The sequence below is a fragment of the Anaerofustis stercorihominis DSM 17244 genome, assembly GCF_000154825.1.
Lineage (GTDB): Bacteria > Bacillota > Clostridia > Eubacteriales > Anaerofustaceae > Anaerofustis > Anaerofustis stercorihominis.
The window spans coordinates 1,273,029-1,288,597 of the sequence record NZ_DS560019.1 but is presented as its reverse complement, the minus strand read 5'-3'; the positions used below and the strand labels follow the sequence as shown (position 1 = coordinate 1,288,597).

Genomic DNA, 15,569 nt, shown 5'->3' with positions numbered 1-15,569 from the left:
TAAAAGTAAAAGTAAAAGTAAAGTAAATAATAATATATATTTTTTTTTTATTATGAATATCTTCTTGTATAAATTTTAAGAGAAGCGAAATAACTAATGATCAAACTTAAAATGCTTACTAAAAAACCGATTCCTATAATAAAAAGTGCATTATTTTTAACTAGGGAAATGTAATCTATATTCCAAGAAGTAAATCCATAAAATCCGGATATCAATATTACCATAGTCATATAAAGGATCAAACCTTTTTTATTACCAAGGAGTACAAAACCGAAATAACTTATAGCAAGAAATATAAGTCCGCAGACAGACCCCGCAGCCAATATATACATCGCATCAATAAAAGGTATACTTTTAAATCCATATACATAAAGCATGCATAATAAGAAATTTATTAAAATGCATATCCCCTCTACAATAAACCCTCCAATATACTTTGACAGTATTATTTCTTTTTTAGTCATAGGATATGTAAGCTGTATCTTATCAAATTCCGTTAACTCATCCTGTTCCACGGTGACTTGAAGAAGTGAAGAACCGATCAAAGGAAGAGTGATACCGGATATTACAATAAAGCCAAAGGTGCCTTTCATAAATATGATTATCAATGACATCATAATTACAGCCGCAAGCCAACTGAGCAAATTTTTGGTAAGCCTGAACCCCAGGAAAAAATCTTTATATATTATTCCTTTCATGCCGATTTTTCTCCTTTTATATAAAATAACATTACATCTTCAATAGAAGCATTTTCGATTTGTAAATCTTTAAAAACTTTCATTATTTCCAGTCTGTTTTTTATCAAAACTTTATATCCGAAAGTCTCTTTTTTATATGCAACTATATCTTCCTTACTGATATTATCAAGAAATTCCTTCTTACAAGATATTACACCGTAGTTATCGTGAATATCTTCATAAGTTTTAATAAACTTCATTCTTCCGTTGTGAATGAAGGCTATGTAATCCGCAATCTTATCCAAATCACTGGTTATATGAGAAGACATCAATATTGTGTGTTCTTCATCCATTGTAAAATCTCTTAGTATTTCAAGGATCTCATCTCTGAAAACAGGATCCAAACCGCTTGTTGATTCGTCTAAAATAAGAAATTTCGGACTATGGCTCAAAGCACAAGCAAATTCAAATTTCATTTTCATTCCTTTTGAAAACTGCTTTATCTTTTTATCAACAGGTATATTAAACTCTTTTAATAAATTATAAAACTTATCATTATCCCAATTTTTATAAATCTTTGATAACATCTTTCCTACAAATGAAGGTTTAAGATTTTCATTATAATGACTTCTGTCGAAGATAACTGCGATTTCCTCTTTTATCTCTTTTTCATAAGTATATAAATCTTTCCCCAATATAGAAATTTCACCCTCATTAGGTTTTACTATATTCAATATGGAATTGATGAATGTGGATTTTCCCGCTCCGTTTTCGCCTATCAGTCCCAGAACGCTTCCTTTCGGGATCTTTAAAGAAATATCCTTAACGGCAAAATCTTTATATTCTTTTGTCAGGTTCTTTACTTCCAAAGCATATTCCATTTTACTCCTCCTCATAAAATAAACTTAATGTCTTTATTAGCTCTTCTTTGGTTATATTATTTTCTTTACTTATCTGAACGACTTCTTCCAGCATGTTTTCCACTTTTCTTAAATTTTCTTCTCTTATAAAATCTTTATTCTGTGCGGAAACAAAAGTACCTTTACCTACACTGGACTCAATAAACCCGTCTCTTTGTAAATCTTCATAAACTCTCTGTGATGTGATTACGCTTATATGAAGCTCCTTTGCAAGCTTCCTCATGGAAGGAAGAGCATCTCCCTCTCTTAATTCACCCTTTATAATCATGGATTTTATCTGAGATGTAATTTGTTCGTATATAGGTTTATCACTGCCACTTTTTAAAATAATTTCCACATAAGCACCTCCTCAATCAATGCAATGTACTTATTAACTAAGTACATTATATATAATATTATGTATATTGTCAATATCTGATAAGTACAATTTTGCATTTTTATATACAATAAAAAAGTACACTCAAAAGTGTACTTTTATTTGTTCTTTTTAAGACAAGCTACAATTCCTCCGTATTCCCTGTGATGAGCCACACAATCGCAGCACCTTCCATGATTTTCACATGGATATGTACAAGGACATTCACCTTTATACTTATTACTGCAAGGTCTGTTATCTTCCATAATGCACATCTCCTTTTTTATTTATTATAATACTTTTTAATCAAATCCCAAAACTTTTTACTCTCATTTAAATATGAAAGTTCTTTATCCGTTTTTACTTCATTAATGAAAGTTTCAAGAAGCGTAATTGCAAATTCAGGGCTGTTAGCTTTTCTTTCTATATGTCTATATAGTGGAGATGAACTTATATCCCACCTTGAAAGCATTGCAGGTAACATATTCTCGAGAAGGGAAATCGTCCTTTCAATATCTTTTTTAATAATACAAATTTGAAAATCTGAAGCATATTTATTGTATTCCCATAAATCAAACAGCTCTGCGGTTTTATATGATACGCTGGAAAAATACGCTGCTTCATCATATTTATTTTCGCCGAGAGATAACTCTATCATATGAAGAAGAACAGTTTGAATATCATTTGCAAGGCTCATTATCTTTCTTTCCAAAATTTCATAAGCCTTCTCTTTTTCCTCCTTTTTAATATATAAGTTTGCTTTTAACATATCCTTATCAAAATTATAATCGGGGATATTTTTCATAAGTTCTTCGGCTTTATCAAGCTCATTCTCATTAATATATCTAAGTATCATAATATAAGAAACTTGAACTTTAGTCTTTTCATCATTACTGTTTAAGACTCTTTCATATAATTTTATGACTTCCGATCTATAAAACTCTTCATCTTTTTTATCCAAAGTGTTGAACATAACGAGTCCGCCTTCCAAAGTAAAACCTATATTCAAAATAAGACTGTTACCGGAAGGATATTCTCTGATTTTGCTCATAGCATATTCATAGCCTGCTTCAAATCCCTCATCTTTCATCAATTCAGAAACTTTATTTAATATACTTCCTATCTCTTTTTCGCTTAAATCTTCATTAAAAGAGAGTAAAGTATTCATATCTATATTGAATAATCTTGCTATTGGAGGAAGAAGAGTTATATCCGGATAGCTCACACCTTTTTCCCATTTGTTTACTGCAGGAGTCGATACTCCCAAATAATTTGCAACATTTTCCTGTGTAAGCCCTGCTTCTACCCTTTTATTTTTAATGATTTCGTTTATATTCACTTTAACACTCCTTATTTTATAAAGACTTTTTATACTTTCATTGTATATAAGAGATAAAATAAATGCAATTGAAGCGTTGTTAATTATCGATAAAATTTCTTAACTCCAAGTTAAAAAAGAAGCTAATAAAATAGCTTCCATTATAATCATCTTTTAAGTTGTGGGTATATAAGAACTTAATGCACCCGCAAGTTCTCCCATATTCATCGTCTGTAAATATACCTTTCCGGGACCGGTCAACTTCGTTAAAAATAACCCCTCTCCACCAAACAATATATTTTTTGCACCCTTAACGGTTTCGACTTCATAATTCACACTGCTTTCAAAAAAAGCTACATTTCCGGTGTTTACTTTTATTACTTCATCCACACCTAAATTATATTCTTCCAAATGACCGCCTATTTCCAAAAAAGCAGTTCCCTTACCGCTTAATTTAAGTAAAAATATACCCTCTCCACCAAATAAGGCACTTGAAATTTTCTTAACGGTGAACATATCCATATTTACACTTTCTTCGCCTGCAAGGAATGCACCTTTTTGTGCTATGTATTCTCTTTCGCCGTCTAAATACAAATCAATTATTTTCCCCGGCATAGTAGCGGAACAAGTGATATGTTCATTATCCTGCTTTGCGGTATAAGTAGCCTGAAAAATACTCTCTCCGGCTAAAGCTCTTTTAACACCTTTACCAAGACCTCCTCTAGTAGAAGTTGTCATCTCAATATTTCCGCTCATCCATGACATACCGCCTGCCTGTGTCACGATTTTTTCTCCTTGGTTCAAGGTAATCACAACCGCAGGGAAAGTATCCCCTATAACTTTATAATCCATAGTTTTCTCCTTTATATAGTATTTTTATTTAAATTGTACTTAAATATATTTTATATTATTATATCATAGAGAAACTTACCTTATAAATAAAAAAAGAAGGGATACCCCTTCTTTTAAAGTGATTACTATTCATCATGTTCATCATCATTATCGGACGATTTATCTTCCTTATCTAAAGTCTTATCCAAATTATCTTCTTCGTCCATTTCTTCTGTACTTTCGTCTATTGATCCTTCACTTTCTGTATCTGCAGCAACTTCTTTTGTTTCTTCACTTTCAGTTTCGACAACATCTTCATTTGTTTCTTCATCGGCTGTCTCTACATTTTCTTCTAAGCTATCATCTTCAATAACTTCTTCATTGTCTTTAGCATCTTTTGTGTCTTCGTTGACATTTGCTTCTTCATCTTTGATTTCTTCTTGTGCGTCTTCGATTACTTCAGTTTCTTCAGTTTCTTTGATTTCTTCTGCAACTTCTTGTTCATCAACAGTCTCGTTATCATCTGCATTTAGTCTCGATAGTACTTCCGATACACCAAATAATAAAAGTGCAAAACCTCCAAATATAGCAAGCGGTTCAATTACAGTAGGAAGGAACTGCGAAGGAAGAAGATACATAAGTACTTCAGATGTAGCATACCCCTGTGAAACATATCCGTTTATAGTTGTAAAGAATGAATAAATACCACTTAATATATAAACAGCACCTACCACTAAAAATATAATGGCATAAACCCTTAAACTTTTTGATGTGATTTTCTTTTTCTTGTTTTTTGTCTCCATAATAAACTCTCTTTCAATATAATTTTTAATAATACAATAAGTATTTTAACAAGTTTTGGCTGCAATAAAAAGGGAAAAGTAAAAAAACACAAAATTTTCAATAAGTTCTCACCGTTAATTTAAGAGTGTGTCTGAAAGTGCCTTAAATAAAGGATTTCACGTGATAGTAGTTTTTATAAAATATATTTTGTTAGAGGTTTGTTAGAGATATAATTTTTAAAATTCATTTATATAAAAAAAGAGAGGTATATAGCCCCTCTTTATAACTAAAAAGTAATTGTTTTTTTATAAGTAGTTTTTGCTTGCGTTACTGCAGGGAATTTAAGTGCAGAAGCATTGTTGACCTTTAATAAATTTAATATATTATTATCCGGAGCAACATCTCGTATCGAATTTATACCTATATAGGCAAATCCGCACATAGAATCTGCATTTGTCCCTGCTTTTACATCAGTAATACCTACAACAGTGTTACCACTCCCCGTAAATAAACTATTGTATTTTTCATCTACATTTTTCAAATTCTTTATTACACTACCATCAAGTCCTTTTGCTTCATATAAATGATTTCCTTGACTATCAACACCCGTTTTAATAAATCTTTCGGCAACTTTACTGCTCGGAGACTTTTCAAGGATAGGTAAATTTTTTAATACATTAGCATTACCATATAACCCATCAAAACCTATTACACCTCCGCCTTCGGTTACTCGTCTAGAACCGTGATGAGAAATTTTTAAATATGTAGTTTCTCCGGATGCTGCTTTTAATGTATTTCTATAAGAATTATCATTTAATATAGCATTTAACTAAGGTACCAAAGAATCCCCTGCAAATACATAATTTGTACTTCCGGCTTTAATTTTTACCTGCATACTCATATTATTAGTATTTGTAGTTTTTATAGGATGAGGAGGTAAAATTGTTGCCGTAACACCAGAGCCAACTGTAATGGTTTTAATATCATTAATTTGTCCGCTTGCAGTTTTATCGTATCCTTTTGTCTTAACAAAATATGTATTTATTATTTTGCTATGAGAAACTGATTTTTTAGTATTTACAGCACCATTAACATTGCTTGAATATTTATAAGCTAAATTAACTATATTAATTCTCGTACTTTCTCCGTCTACATTACCATTAGAATCTGCCTGAGCAAGTCTGTCATTGATATATAAGTTATCTATAACAAAACCTTTTCCCCCATTAGCGGAACTTGAAGTAAGTAAGGCTTTTAACCCACCTGCATGATCTCCATGCATATGAGTTATAAAAACGTGGTCTATAACACGTTCATATTGATGAGCCCCGCCCGATTTACCTTTATGCATTTGATCATATATACCATCAGATCGCAATTTAGTTAAAAGTTTAGCTCCATCGGTTCCGGTATCAACCAACATGGTTCTTGTATTTCCTGTTGAACCGTTAGTAAAACGTAAATAACTGCAATCACCGGGGATATTAAAATATCGAGCTTCCAATGTTCTGTCTGCAGCTTTACTAATACTAGGCTTTAACATAAACGTTATCGAACATAAAAATAAACCAATACAAAAATAAGCAACAAATTTTCTTAATCTTTTCATATAAATTTGCCTCTTTCTAGATAACGTTATCATATTTATATATTTATTTTATCACCTCTATATATTATATACAACATACATATACAATTTTTTTATACTACTTGATATTATTCATATAATTTATATAATAAATTTTTAAAATTAAAAATAATAAAACAAAAAAGAGAAGTTAAACTTCTCTTTTAATCATCATAACCGAATATATCTTCAAGTCTTTCTTCTGCTCTATCAAGAACTTTTTCAAGCTGATCAATTTTCTTTTCCTTCACACTATATTCATCTCTTGTGATTTTATCTTCTTTATAAAGAATTTCCAAATCATCTTCCATAACATTGAGTTCATTATCAAGATTTTCAAGCTCTTCATTCAAATCAGTATAAGTTGACTTATTATTTTTATCGCCTTTTGTAACTTTCAACTTATCTACTTTTGCTTTAAAATTTTCAATTCTTCCTTCAATGTCACTTAACTTTTCAATATTACTCATTCTTGAAGTTTCATTTGCATTCTTTATGGAACTGTTTTGTTCTGATTGTTCCGTTGTATTAGTATTGTTTGCAGTTTCGTTACTGTTACCGCAGCCAACAAGACCTACAAGTAAAAAAGAACATAGTATAATCCCAATAATTTTATTTTTCATATTATCACCTCTAAAATATTTTTTTCTTTTTTACTTAAAATATTCAATAATCTATAAACATTAAAAAAGAGAAGTTAAACTTCTCTTTTTATCATAAATTAAATGTCTTTTCTAAAGATTTTACTGATTTATCAAGATTCTTTTTTTTAATTTTATTCAATTTTTCAATCCTATTATGATACTCTTCAATAGAAATACTTTTTTTCCTATAAGATTTTTCAACTGTACTCTTATAAGTTTCGATTTTTTTACTGAGTTCGCTTATATTATAATCATAAACATAAAGTACATCATCGTTTTCTTCTTCATCTTCGCTCGGATATAAATCATCTATACCAAGCTTAATATCATCTACTTCTTTCTTAAATTCATTTATATTTTTATCTATTTCTTTTAATTCGGGAGAACTGCTTTCTTCTGATATTTTATTTTGTGAAGAAGAACCTTTCCTATTATTATCTATATTACATCCCGATATTGATACAAAAACAAATAGAAAAATCAAAATTAAAAGTATTTTCTTTTTCATATAAATTCCTTTCATCTAAGTTCTAATCATCAATCCCGAATGTAAATTCTAAATTTTCTTCTGCCTTATCGAGTTTATTTTCAAGATCATCCAACTCTTTATCTTTCTTCTCATATGTAGCTCTTGTCAACTCTTTATTCTCATACATCCTCTCCAAGCTATCTTCATATGATGAGATTTTATTATCTAAATCATCAATTTTTTTATCTATTTTTCTATATAATTTAAGACTTTTTTCTCTTGTAGACTGGACTTCTGCACTATCAGCTTCTTTAACAAGTATGTTGACTTTATCGGTAAATGATTTAATATTTCCATCGATTTCATCTAAATCTTTATCCGACTCTGATATGATTGTATTTTGATTTGCTGAACTATCATTATCGTCATCACCGATATTTATATAGATACTGCATGCACTAAAAGACAATACCATAAGAAAACTAATTAAAACTATAATATATTTTTTCATATCGCACTCCTTTTTTATTGATTATATAAAAAAATCACCGGCTGAACCAGTGATTTTATAAATTTTAATCTATTATTAATAAAGAGGAAATCTCTTCGTAAGAGCTTCGACACCTTCTCTGATATAATCACCCTTATTATCAAAGTCTGTAGCCGCTAAATAAATATATTCAGCAATTTCTTTCATTTCACTTTCTTTAAATCCTCTTGAAGTAACCGCAGGAGTACCTATCCTTACCCCGCTGGTAACAAAAGGACTTTGAGGATCATTTGGAATGGTATTCTTATTAACTGTTATATATACTTCGTCAAGTCTATGCTGAAGTTCTCTTCCCGTAACACCTACTTTTGTAAGGTCAGCCAACATCAAATGATTATCGGTACCGCCTGATACAAGATCGATACCTTGCTTAATAAGTTCATCTGCAAGAACACTTGCATTTTTAACCACTTGCTTAGCATATTCCTTAAACTCAGGTTTCAAAGCTTCACCGAAACAAACTGCTTTAGAAGCTATTATATGCATTAAAGGACCGCCTTGAGTTCCCGGGAAAATAGCTTTATTGAATTTTTTAATAAGTTCATCATCATTGGTTAAAATTACGCCGCCTCTGGGACCTCTTAAAGTCTTATGAGTCGTAGTTGTTACTACATCTGCATATTCCACAGGGTTCATATGACATCCGCCTGCAACGAGTCCCGCAATATGAGCCATATCTACAAATAAATATGCACCTACTTCTTTAGCTATATCTTTGAATATATCAAACCTAATTTCTCTCGGATAAGCAGAAGCACCTGCTATAATCATTTTAGGCTTAGTTTTTTTAGCAAGTTCTCTAACCGCATCATAATCTATCATGTGAGTTTCATCATCAACTCCATATGAAACCATATTATATAACAATCCGGATTGATTTACAGGTGAACCATGAGTCAAATGTCCTCCGTTATCTAGGCTCATACCCATTACAGTATCCCCAACTTCACATAATGCTTGATAAACGGCCATATTTGCCTGTGCACCGGAGTGAGGCTGTACGTTGGCGTATTTAGCACCAAATAATTTACATACTCTTTCTATTGCGATATTTTCCGTTTTATCAACACATTTACATCCGCCGTAATATCTTTTCCCCGGATAACCTTCCGCATACTTATTGGTCAGAACCGTACCCATTGCTGCCATTACTGCAGGAGATACTACATTCTCAGACGCGATAAGTTCTATGTTTCTGCACTGACGGTTATATTCCTTTAAAATACTGTTTCCAACTTCTTCATCATATCCGATTAGATCTTTTATATTCTTTTCTACATCCATTAAACTAATCCTCCTAAAATGTATTATAACTATTTTACAATTTTTTATATGTTTTGCAAACACTTTTATTATAAAATATACAAAAAACAACAATATATCATGATATATTGTATATTATTCAAATAATTCAAACAATATCTTGTATATTATTTTCACTGTGCAAGTCATATATTCTCAATAAATGAAATCCTTCCATTAATTTTACTTAATGTTAAAATAAAAATCTGATTTTATTTTAAACAAGATAAAGCATACTTAACACTGCACCTTCATACATTTAAATATAAAGAAGTTGGAGGTTTAGAATGAACAAGAAGAACATCTGGTTTATAATAATTACTGTAGTCTTAGTCATAATCCTTGCCGCATTTGCAATTTTCTCGGGGCTAAAGAAAGATAATACCGTTGATATCACCGGAGAATATAAACTCGAAAAAGTGACAGTGGATAAAAAGGAAGTGGATTATTCTAACCTTAATTTTTACTATGTATTCAATAATGATTTAACGGGGAATATTATTTTTGAAGATGTCAAGACTGATTTTACATATGAAATTAAGGAAGAAGACAATCAGATCCTTTTAGTGATAAAACAAGGTAATGATAATGTATTAACATATGCGGTAACAAATGAAGAAAACGGGCTGGTTATATCTCATGATACACTTGGAAGTTTATACTTAACAAAATCGGAAGTGCCTAAGAGCTTGAAGCAGTAATAATTAATACATGAAAAAATAGGAAATATTACTTATAGAAAACAATAAAATAATCTATTAACCTAAAAAAGACACATTATAACAGTGTCCTTTTTAGGTTAATTTTAAGGAGAGTTCTTTATATAAATCATTTATTATATAAACACAGTTTTAATACTTTCATGATTTCATCTCTATCAAAAACATAGGTCTCTTTGCTGTTCATCACTTTATCAACTATATCCATAAGCATTTCTTCTTTTACTCCCAGTTCGCTTAAAGAGCTCGGAAGTCCCCATGATGCAAATTTTTCTTTTAATAATTCTATACCTTTCAGTCCATATTCTTTATCAGACATGTTGCCTTTATCTAAATTAAATACTCGTTTAGTAAACTGAACAAATTTACTTGAATCCTTTTCATTTTGGAGAATAAGCCATGCAGGATTTATTACCGCCAAACCTTCTCCGTGAGAAGAATCCGTCATGGCACCTACCGCATGCTGTATCCAATGTGCGGGAAATCCCACATTGGAACGTCCGCAGTCCTGAAGTCCGCTCATAGCAAGAGTAGAAGCCCATGCAATATTTGACCTGGCATTTAAATCATTTAAATCATCAAGCACATAATCATTCTCTATAACTGTTTTTACGATCCCCTCACCTACCCTATCCGATATTGGATTATTAGGTACACCGTCAAAATAACCTTCTATAATGTGAGAAATAGTATCAGCCATTCCGGCAGCTGTCAATCTTTTCGGAACACTTTTAAGAAGTATAGGATCAATAACGGCAGTCTTAGGAAAAACATATGGGCTGTGAACCGCCCATTTCTGCCAATTGGAACTATCATCATCTCTATCATTTGTCACCACACAGTGCATTGAAGTTTCCGCTCCCGTTGCCGATATGGTTGAAACAGCAATTACAGGAAGAGAAGATTCGATTTCTCTTTTTAAACTGAAATAATCCCATACATCTACATCTATTACGGAACCGAAGGCGATAGCTTTAGCGGTATCTATAGTACTTCCGCCTCCGACAGCAACTATTACTTCTATATTTTTTTCCCGAACAAAATCTATCCCTTCTTCGATTTTAGAAAGCTTCGGATTACTTTCAACACCCTTTAATTCAAAAACCTCAATGCTACAATCTTTCATATATCTTATCGCACTGTCAAATACTCCCATTTCGTCTAAAGGACCGTTTTGTTCTACAAGCAAAGCCCTTTTACCATATATATTTACTTCTCTTCCTAAATTTTCAAATTCACCTACACCAAATACTATTTTTGTAGGGGCGTAATATTCAAAATTATTCATGATATATAAATGCTATACAGCATTTCCCCCTTTAGCAATATTTCTTATGAATAAAGAATCTTCTTCACTTATAAAGTCGTTAAAACCCGCAAGTGCCGCCAAGTATCCGATTTCTGCACATTCCTCGGTATATATGGCACATGTCATTGCAGAATCAATATCCGCCCCTGTGGCAAGAAGTCCATGATTTTTAAGAAGCGTAACATCTCCGTCTTTTCCGATTGCTTCGACCGCAGTTTTGGCAAGCCCTTCGGAACCCGGTGGGAAAAACTCTGTAGTGGTTTTTATAGGATAATACATATTAGAAGGAACGGTTGCCCTAAGTAGAGGCTCTCCTCTCATTGACATTACGGTTGCATACTTGGAATGTGTGTGTACTACTGCATTTACATCCTCTCTCATCCTCATGACAGCCGTATGCATAGGTGTCTCGGAAGACGGCTTATACTTCCCCTCCAGCTGATTTCCGTTTATATCAACTATAGCTATATCTTCTACGGTCATCGTGTCATATGCAAGGTTGCTTGGTGTTATGGCAACTACATTTTCGTTTTTATCCCTAACCGAGATATTACCTGAAGTACCGTGTATCAAACCTAATTTCGTAGCCTCTAAAATTGCTTTCAATACTTGTTCTCTTATATCTTTATATTTCATATCTTACTCCTAATCTATTACTATTTCATTTTTAATTACTTCGCCCTTTGCATGGGAAAGCAATGCATCCAATGCCTTATCGAGTTTGAAACTTTTGTTGATCATTAACTCTTCCGGGAATTCTCCTCTTTTAATCAGTTCAAAAGCCATACCCACATGCTTCGGTGTAGTGTGATAAACGCCTTTTATGGTAAGCTGAGAATAATGAAGCAGCTTTGTATCAACGGTTATAGTAGTTCCGGGTTTACATCCTCCGAATTCCATGACCATTCCGCCTTTCCTCGCCATTAGCATATTCTTTTCCCAAACTTCGGGAACTCCAGTTGCCTCGATAGCAACATCTACACCTCTTCCGTAAGGTGTAAGTTCTCGTACAGCCTCCACCTGATTATCAACGTCCTTTAAGTCAACTGTCATATCCGCTCCAAGTTTTTTTGCCGTCTCAAGTCTTAAATCAGTAAAATCGCACGCTATTACCGTTGCACCTTTTAGTTTAGCACATTTAAGCATCATAAGCCCTATAGGTCCGCATCCATTCACCACTACTAAATCACCAAGCTTTATATCAGATAAATCAACTCCGTAAACCGCACAGGAAAGCGGTTCCAATAATGCCGCCTGCTTATGTGACATCGTATCCGGTATTTTAAAAATGGTTTCTCTTACGAGAGAAGCGGGGATTTTTACGTACTCTGCCCAAGTTCCTCTCATCTGTCTCAAATCATCACACATGCTGTAATCCCCTACCTGACAGGAATAACATGAATGACAAGGTGCTGTGTTATGTGCAGCTATCCTGTCTCCAACCTTAAATTTATCAACACCTCTTCCCACTTCATAAACAACGCCGCTTCCTTCATGTCCGAATGCTGTTTTATTTCCTCCGAAAGGAATTGTCGGATGTCCTCTTCTAAATGTTTTTACGTCCGTACCGCAGGTAAGGGCACTTTTTACTTTCATTATTATTTCCCCTTCTCCCGCACGGGGCATTTCCAAATCCATAATCCTTAAATCTTCTGCATTATTCAGTACTGCTGCTTTCATTAAATCTATACCTCCGAAATTTTAATATACCCAAAGTATAGAGAATGATAAAAACCAAAACAAACCAAATACTTCCGTATGATTACGGAAGATAACAAATTTTGGAAGTATTAAATACTACAAATGCATACTAAAATCAAATATAATGATATTGATATAGTCTTTATTATTTTATATATCTACATTATTAAATTTAAAACAGCCAAATAATAAAAACATATAAAAAACGTTATAAAATACTATTCTTTTCCGCTTCATAACGGAAAAGGTCGGTTTGATAAGAGAAAGGAATATTTAATATAATGAGGGTGCATAAAAGATTGTCAATAAAAAACAGATACGATTTTAAAGCTTTAATAATAATTAAAAGGGGGTACAAAAAATGAATTTATTCTATTGTTCACCCAGACAAAGGAAAATGCTTAAACTCCTGATTTCCTCAGAAGGTTATATTACAGGACCGGAGCTATCCAATAAGTTAGGAGTTTCAGACAGAACAATAAGAAATGATGTCGGTATTTTGAATTATGTGCTTGAACAATATAACTGCCAGGTAATATCAAAAAGAGGAAAAGGTTACATATTAAAATCAGAAAACAAGGAACTATTAAACAGTATACTCTCCCAGTACTCCGGATATAAAAATCAAAAGAAAGAGAGAGTTTACGACATCATAATTATGCTTTTATGCGAAAAAAACAATGTTGATTTATACGAAATAGAGGACTCATTATTTATAAGCAGGACTACACTGGAAAATGAAATTCAAAATATAAAAGAAATGTTAAAAAGTTTTTATCCCTCTATAGATTTAAGAAGAGAAAAAGGAAAAATCGAACTTATAGGTAATGAAACTACTTTAAGATTTCTTTTAAATGAAATATTAATGCTCAAGTATGACTCAAAAAAACAAAAACTTTTTATACAAAACAAATATTTTAAGAAAGAAAGTTTTGAAGTAATCAGAGATAATGTTTCTAAAATAGCACTTAAATATCATTTGGATATAGATGACAGTGCAGTGGCAGACATAGCAGTATATCTATTAATAGCAAAAGTCAGGTTAAAACTAAATAAAAGAATAATCAAATTAAAGGATGAAGTAAATAAAGATAATGACATACTTTATAAAATCGGAGAAGAACTTTATAAGGAAATCCTTGAAGATAAAAGTGAAAATGACTATAAACAAAATGAAATAAATCAGATAGCGGTTAAATTATCCTTTGTAAATTTATTTACTCCGTTGAACCTAACAAGAGAAGAAGCAAAAAGACAAATGCCGAGTCAAATAATAGAAATAGTAGAATCTTTGATATCAAATATAAAAGATGACTACGACCTGGATTTAAGTATGGATGATGAACTATTCATGGGGCTTATATTTCATGTACGAGCTTTGATAAACAGAGTAAAATATCAGCAGCTCGTGGAAAGTCCGATTTTGGATATGATAAAGAAACAATATACATTTATATTCGAGCTATCACTTCACATATATGAAATATTCAAAAAGGTCCTTGGGATCAAATTAACGGAAAGCGAGCTTAGTTATATAGCAGCTCATATAGCCGCAGCAATAGAAAGAATGAGACTTCATTATGGAAAAGCGGGAGTAAAAATAGCTATCATCTCACATATGGCACCAAGCTATACAAAATTACTTGTATCAAACTTAAAAAATATTTTTTCACAAAATATTGAAATCATAGGTTCATATCCGGTGTACAAAATTGATGAAGCACTTGAGGAAAATCCCTCAATAATACTTTCTACCTGCAAAATCGAAAATTTGAATATACCGGCAAATATAAAACATATGGAAATAAGCCTTGTACTTTCAAATGAAGAACAGCAGATATTAGCCAGCTTGATAGAAGATGTAAGAAGCGAGTTTGTATACAAAAAATCAAGCAAAGCAGAGAATATAGATGAAAGTATCATTAATAAATTTAACAAGGATCTATTTTTTCCAAATCTTAATGTAAATACAAAAGAAGAAGCACTTTCTCTTATATCAAACGTAATGCTTCTAAAAGGATATGTAAATAATGATTTTCTAGATAAAGTTTTGGAAAGAGAAAAATTATCAAATACGGTACTGGATAACATGATCGCAATCCCCCACCCCGTTGAAGCATGTGCAAATAAAACGATTATAGGTGTTATATCACTGCCAAAAGCCATAACCTGGGGAGATTATAAAGTAAAACTCATATTTGTCTTAGCGGTTAGAAAAGATGAAAAAGCATATATGAGAAATGTTTTTAAATTTATAAGCAGACTTATGGATGATAAAAATAAAGTTGATAAATTAGTAAATTCAAAGACATTTAAAGAATTTATAGAAAGCGTAAAAAAATTATCATAAGAAAGGGAATATGA

At 31.8% G+C, this 15,569-nt stretch carries 18 protein-coding genes; 2 read left to right on the top strand and 16 right to left on the bottom strand.

The window, feature by feature from the left end; translation table 11 throughout:
- Window positions 1–50 precede the first annotated feature (50 nt).
- The 13 genes from ANASTE_RS11105 to glyA form a co-directional block, all read right to left on the bottom strand.
- Complete coding sequence (locus ANASTE_RS11105) at window positions 51–698, bottom strand: ABC-2 transporter permease (protein WP_007051121.1); 648 nt, start codon at window positions 696–698, stop codon at window positions 51–53.
- Window positions 695–1,558 (bottom strand): ABC transporter ATP-binding protein, encoded by an 864-nt coding sequence (locus ANASTE_RS11100; protein ID WP_007051120.1) that lies wholly within the window; start codon window positions 1,556–1,558, stop codon window positions 695–697. Before ANASTE_RS11100 ends, ANASTE_RS11105 begins: the two co-directional genes overlap by 4 nt.
- 1 nt (window position 1,559) lies before the next feature.
- Window positions 1,560–1,934 (bottom strand): GntR family transcriptional regulator, encoded by a 375-nt coding sequence (locus ANASTE_RS11095; protein ID WP_007051119.1) that lies wholly within the window; start codon window positions 1,932–1,934, stop codon window positions 1,560–1,562.
- Between the two features lie 137 nt (window positions 1,935–2,071).
- Window positions 2,072–2,218 (bottom strand): hypothetical protein, encoded by a 147-nt coding sequence (locus ANASTE_RS12005; RefSeq protein WP_007051118.1) that lies wholly within the window; start codon window positions 2,216–2,218, stop codon window positions 2,072–2,074.
- A gap of 17 nt (window positions 2,219–2,235) precedes the next feature.
- Window positions 2,236–3,291 (bottom strand): helix-turn-helix domain-containing protein, encoded by a 1,056-nt coding sequence (locus ANASTE_RS11090; protein WP_007051117.1) that lies wholly within the window; start codon window positions 3,289–3,291, stop codon window positions 2,236–2,238.
- A 153-nt stretch (window positions 3,292–3,444) separates the two neighbouring features.
- Window positions 3,445–4,122, bottom strand: coding sequence for a TIGR00266 family protein (locus tag ANASTE_RS11085; RefSeq protein WP_007051116.1), 678 nt, complete (start codon window positions 4,120–4,122; stop codon window positions 3,445–3,447).
- A gap of 125 nt (window positions 4,123–4,247) precedes the next feature.
- Window positions 4,248–4,904 (bottom strand): hypothetical protein, encoded by a 657-nt coding sequence (locus ANASTE_RS11080; protein WP_007051115.1) that lies wholly within the window; start codon window positions 4,902–4,904, stop codon window positions 4,248–4,250.
- Window positions 4,905–5,170: 266 nt separating this feature from the next.
- Window positions 5,171–5,425 (bottom strand): hypothetical protein, encoded by a 255-nt coding sequence (locus ANASTE_RS11075; RefSeq protein WP_007051114.1) that lies wholly within the window; start codon window positions 5,423–5,425, stop codon window positions 5,171–5,173.
- Between the two features lie 288 nt (window positions 5,426–5,713).
- Complete coding sequence (locus tag ANASTE_RS11070) at window positions 5,714–6,493, bottom strand: MBL fold metallo-hydrolase (RefSeq protein WP_007051113.1); 780 nt, start codon at window positions 6,491–6,493, stop codon at window positions 5,714–5,716.
- A 182-nt stretch (window positions 6,494–6,675) separates the two neighbouring features.
- Window positions 6,676–7,134 (bottom strand): coiled-coil domain-containing protein, encoded by a 459-nt coding sequence (locus ANASTE_RS11065; RefSeq protein WP_007051112.1) that lies wholly within the window; start codon window positions 7,132–7,134, stop codon window positions 6,676–6,678.
- Window positions 7,135–7,225: 91 nt separating this feature from the next.
- Window positions 7,226–7,663, bottom strand: a complete 438-nt coding sequence (locus ANASTE_RS11060) for a hypothetical protein (protein WP_039945616.1) — start codon at window positions 7,661–7,663, stop codon at window positions 7,226–7,228.
- Window positions 7,664–7,685: 22 nt separating this feature from the next.
- Window positions 7,686–8,135, bottom strand: coding sequence for a coiled-coil domain-containing protein (locus tag ANASTE_RS11055; protein ID WP_007051110.1), 450 nt, complete (start codon window positions 8,133–8,135; stop codon window positions 7,686–7,688).
- A 75-nt stretch (window positions 8,136–8,210) separates the two neighbouring features.
- Window positions 8,211–9,458, bottom strand: coding sequence for a serine hydroxymethyltransferase (gene glyA, locus ANASTE_RS11050; RefSeq protein WP_007051109.1), 1,248 nt, complete (start codon window positions 9,456–9,458; stop codon window positions 8,211–8,213).
- A 305-nt stretch (window positions 9,459–9,763) separates the two neighbouring features.
- Between glyA and ANASTE_RS11045 the strand changes: the two genes are divergently transcribed.
- Window positions 9,764–10,177, top strand: coding sequence for a hypothetical protein (locus ANASTE_RS11045; protein ID WP_007051108.1), 414 nt, complete (start codon window positions 9,764–9,766; stop codon window positions 10,175–10,177).
- 127 nt (window positions 10,178–10,304) lie between these two features.
- On the opposite strand, the gene ANASTE_RS11040 is transcribed toward ANASTE_RS11045, so the two are convergent.
- From ANASTE_RS11040 to ANASTE_RS11030, 3 genes are read right to left on the bottom strand one after another with little or no spacing between them, the layout of a single operon-like run.
- Complete coding sequence (locus ANASTE_RS11040; RefSeq protein WP_007051107.1) at window positions 10,305–11,483, bottom strand: iron-containing alcohol dehydrogenase; 1,179 nt, start codon at window positions 11,481–11,483, stop codon at window positions 10,305–10,307.
- 12 nt (window positions 11,484–11,495) lie between these two features.
- Window positions 11,496–12,140 carry a class II aldolase/adducin family protein gene (locus ANASTE_RS11035; protein WP_007051106.1) on the bottom strand — a complete coding sequence of 215 codons (645 nt, stop codon included), beginning with the start codon at window positions 12,138–12,140 and terminating at the stop codon, window positions 11,496–11,498.
- Between the two features lie 9 nt (window positions 12,141–12,149).
- Window positions 12,150–13,184, bottom strand: coding sequence for a zinc-dependent alcohol dehydrogenase (locus ANASTE_RS11030; protein WP_007051105.1), 1,035 nt, complete (start codon window positions 13,182–13,184; stop codon window positions 12,150–12,152).
- Window positions 13,185–13,566: 382 nt separating this feature from the next.
- Between ANASTE_RS11030 and ANASTE_RS11025 the strand changes: the two genes are divergently transcribed.
- Complete coding sequence (locus ANASTE_RS11025; protein WP_039945614.1) at window positions 13,567–15,555, top strand: BglG family transcription antiterminator; 1,989 nt, start codon at window positions 13,567–13,569, stop codon at window positions 15,553–15,555.
- Window positions 15,556–15,569: the final 14 nt, after the last annotated feature.

Coding starts and splice junctions, on each gene's coding strand:
- ANASTE_RS11105 (WP_007051121.1), bottom strand. CDS start 698: ATGAAAGGAATAATATATAAAGATTTTTTCCTGGGGTTCAGGCTTACC.
- ANASTE_RS11100 (WP_007051120.1), bottom strand. CDS start 1,558: ATGGAATATGCTTTGGAAGTAAAGAACCTGACAAAAGAATATAAAGAT.
- ANASTE_RS12005 (WP_007051118.1), bottom strand. CDS start 2,218: ATGGAAGATAACAGACCTTGCAGTAATAAGTATAAAGGTGAATGTCCT.
- ANASTE_RS11085 (WP_007051116.1), bottom strand. CDS start 4,122: ATGGATTATAAAGTTATAGGGGATACTTTCCCTGCGGTTGTGATTACC.
- ANASTE_RS11080 (WP_007051115.1), bottom strand. CDS start 4,904: ATGGAGACAAAAAACAAGAAAAAGAAAATCACATCAAAAAGTTTAAGG.
- ANASTE_RS11070 (WP_007051113.1), bottom strand. CDS start 6,493: ATGAAAAGATTAAGAAAATTTGTTGCTTATTTTTGTATTGGTTTATTT.
- ANASTE_RS11065 (WP_007051112.1), bottom strand. CDS start 7,134: ATGAAAAATAAAATTATTGGGATTATACTATGTTCTTTTTTACTTGTA.
- ANASTE_RS11060 (WP_039945616.1), bottom strand. CDS start 7,663: ATGAAAAAGAAAATACTTTTAATTTTGATTTTTCTATTTGTTTTTGTA.
- ANASTE_RS11055 (WP_007051110.1), bottom strand. CDS start 8,135: ATGAAAAAATATATTATAGTTTTAATTAGTTTTCTTATGGTATTGTCT.
- glyA (WP_007051109.1), bottom strand. CDS start 9,458: ATGGATGTAGAAAAGAATATAAAAGATCTAATCGGATATGATGAAGAA.
- ANASTE_RS11045 (WP_007051108.1), top strand. CDS start 9,764: ATGAACAAGAAGAACATCTGGTTTATAATAATTACTGTAGTCTTAGTC.
- ANASTE_RS11040 (WP_007051107.1), bottom strand. CDS start 11,483: ATGAATAATTTTGAATATTACGCCCCTACAAAAATAGTATTTGGTGTA.
- ANASTE_RS11035 (WP_007051106.1), bottom strand. CDS start 12,140: ATGAAATATAAAGATATAAGAGAACAAGTATTGAAAGCAATTTTAGAG.
- ANASTE_RS11030 (WP_007051105.1), bottom strand. CDS start 13,184: ATGAAAGCAGCAGTACTGAATAATGCAGAAGATTTAAGGATTATGGAT.
- ANASTE_RS11025 (WP_039945614.1), top strand. CDS start 13,567: ATGAATTTATTCTATTGTTCACCCAGACAAAGGAAAATGCTTAAACTC.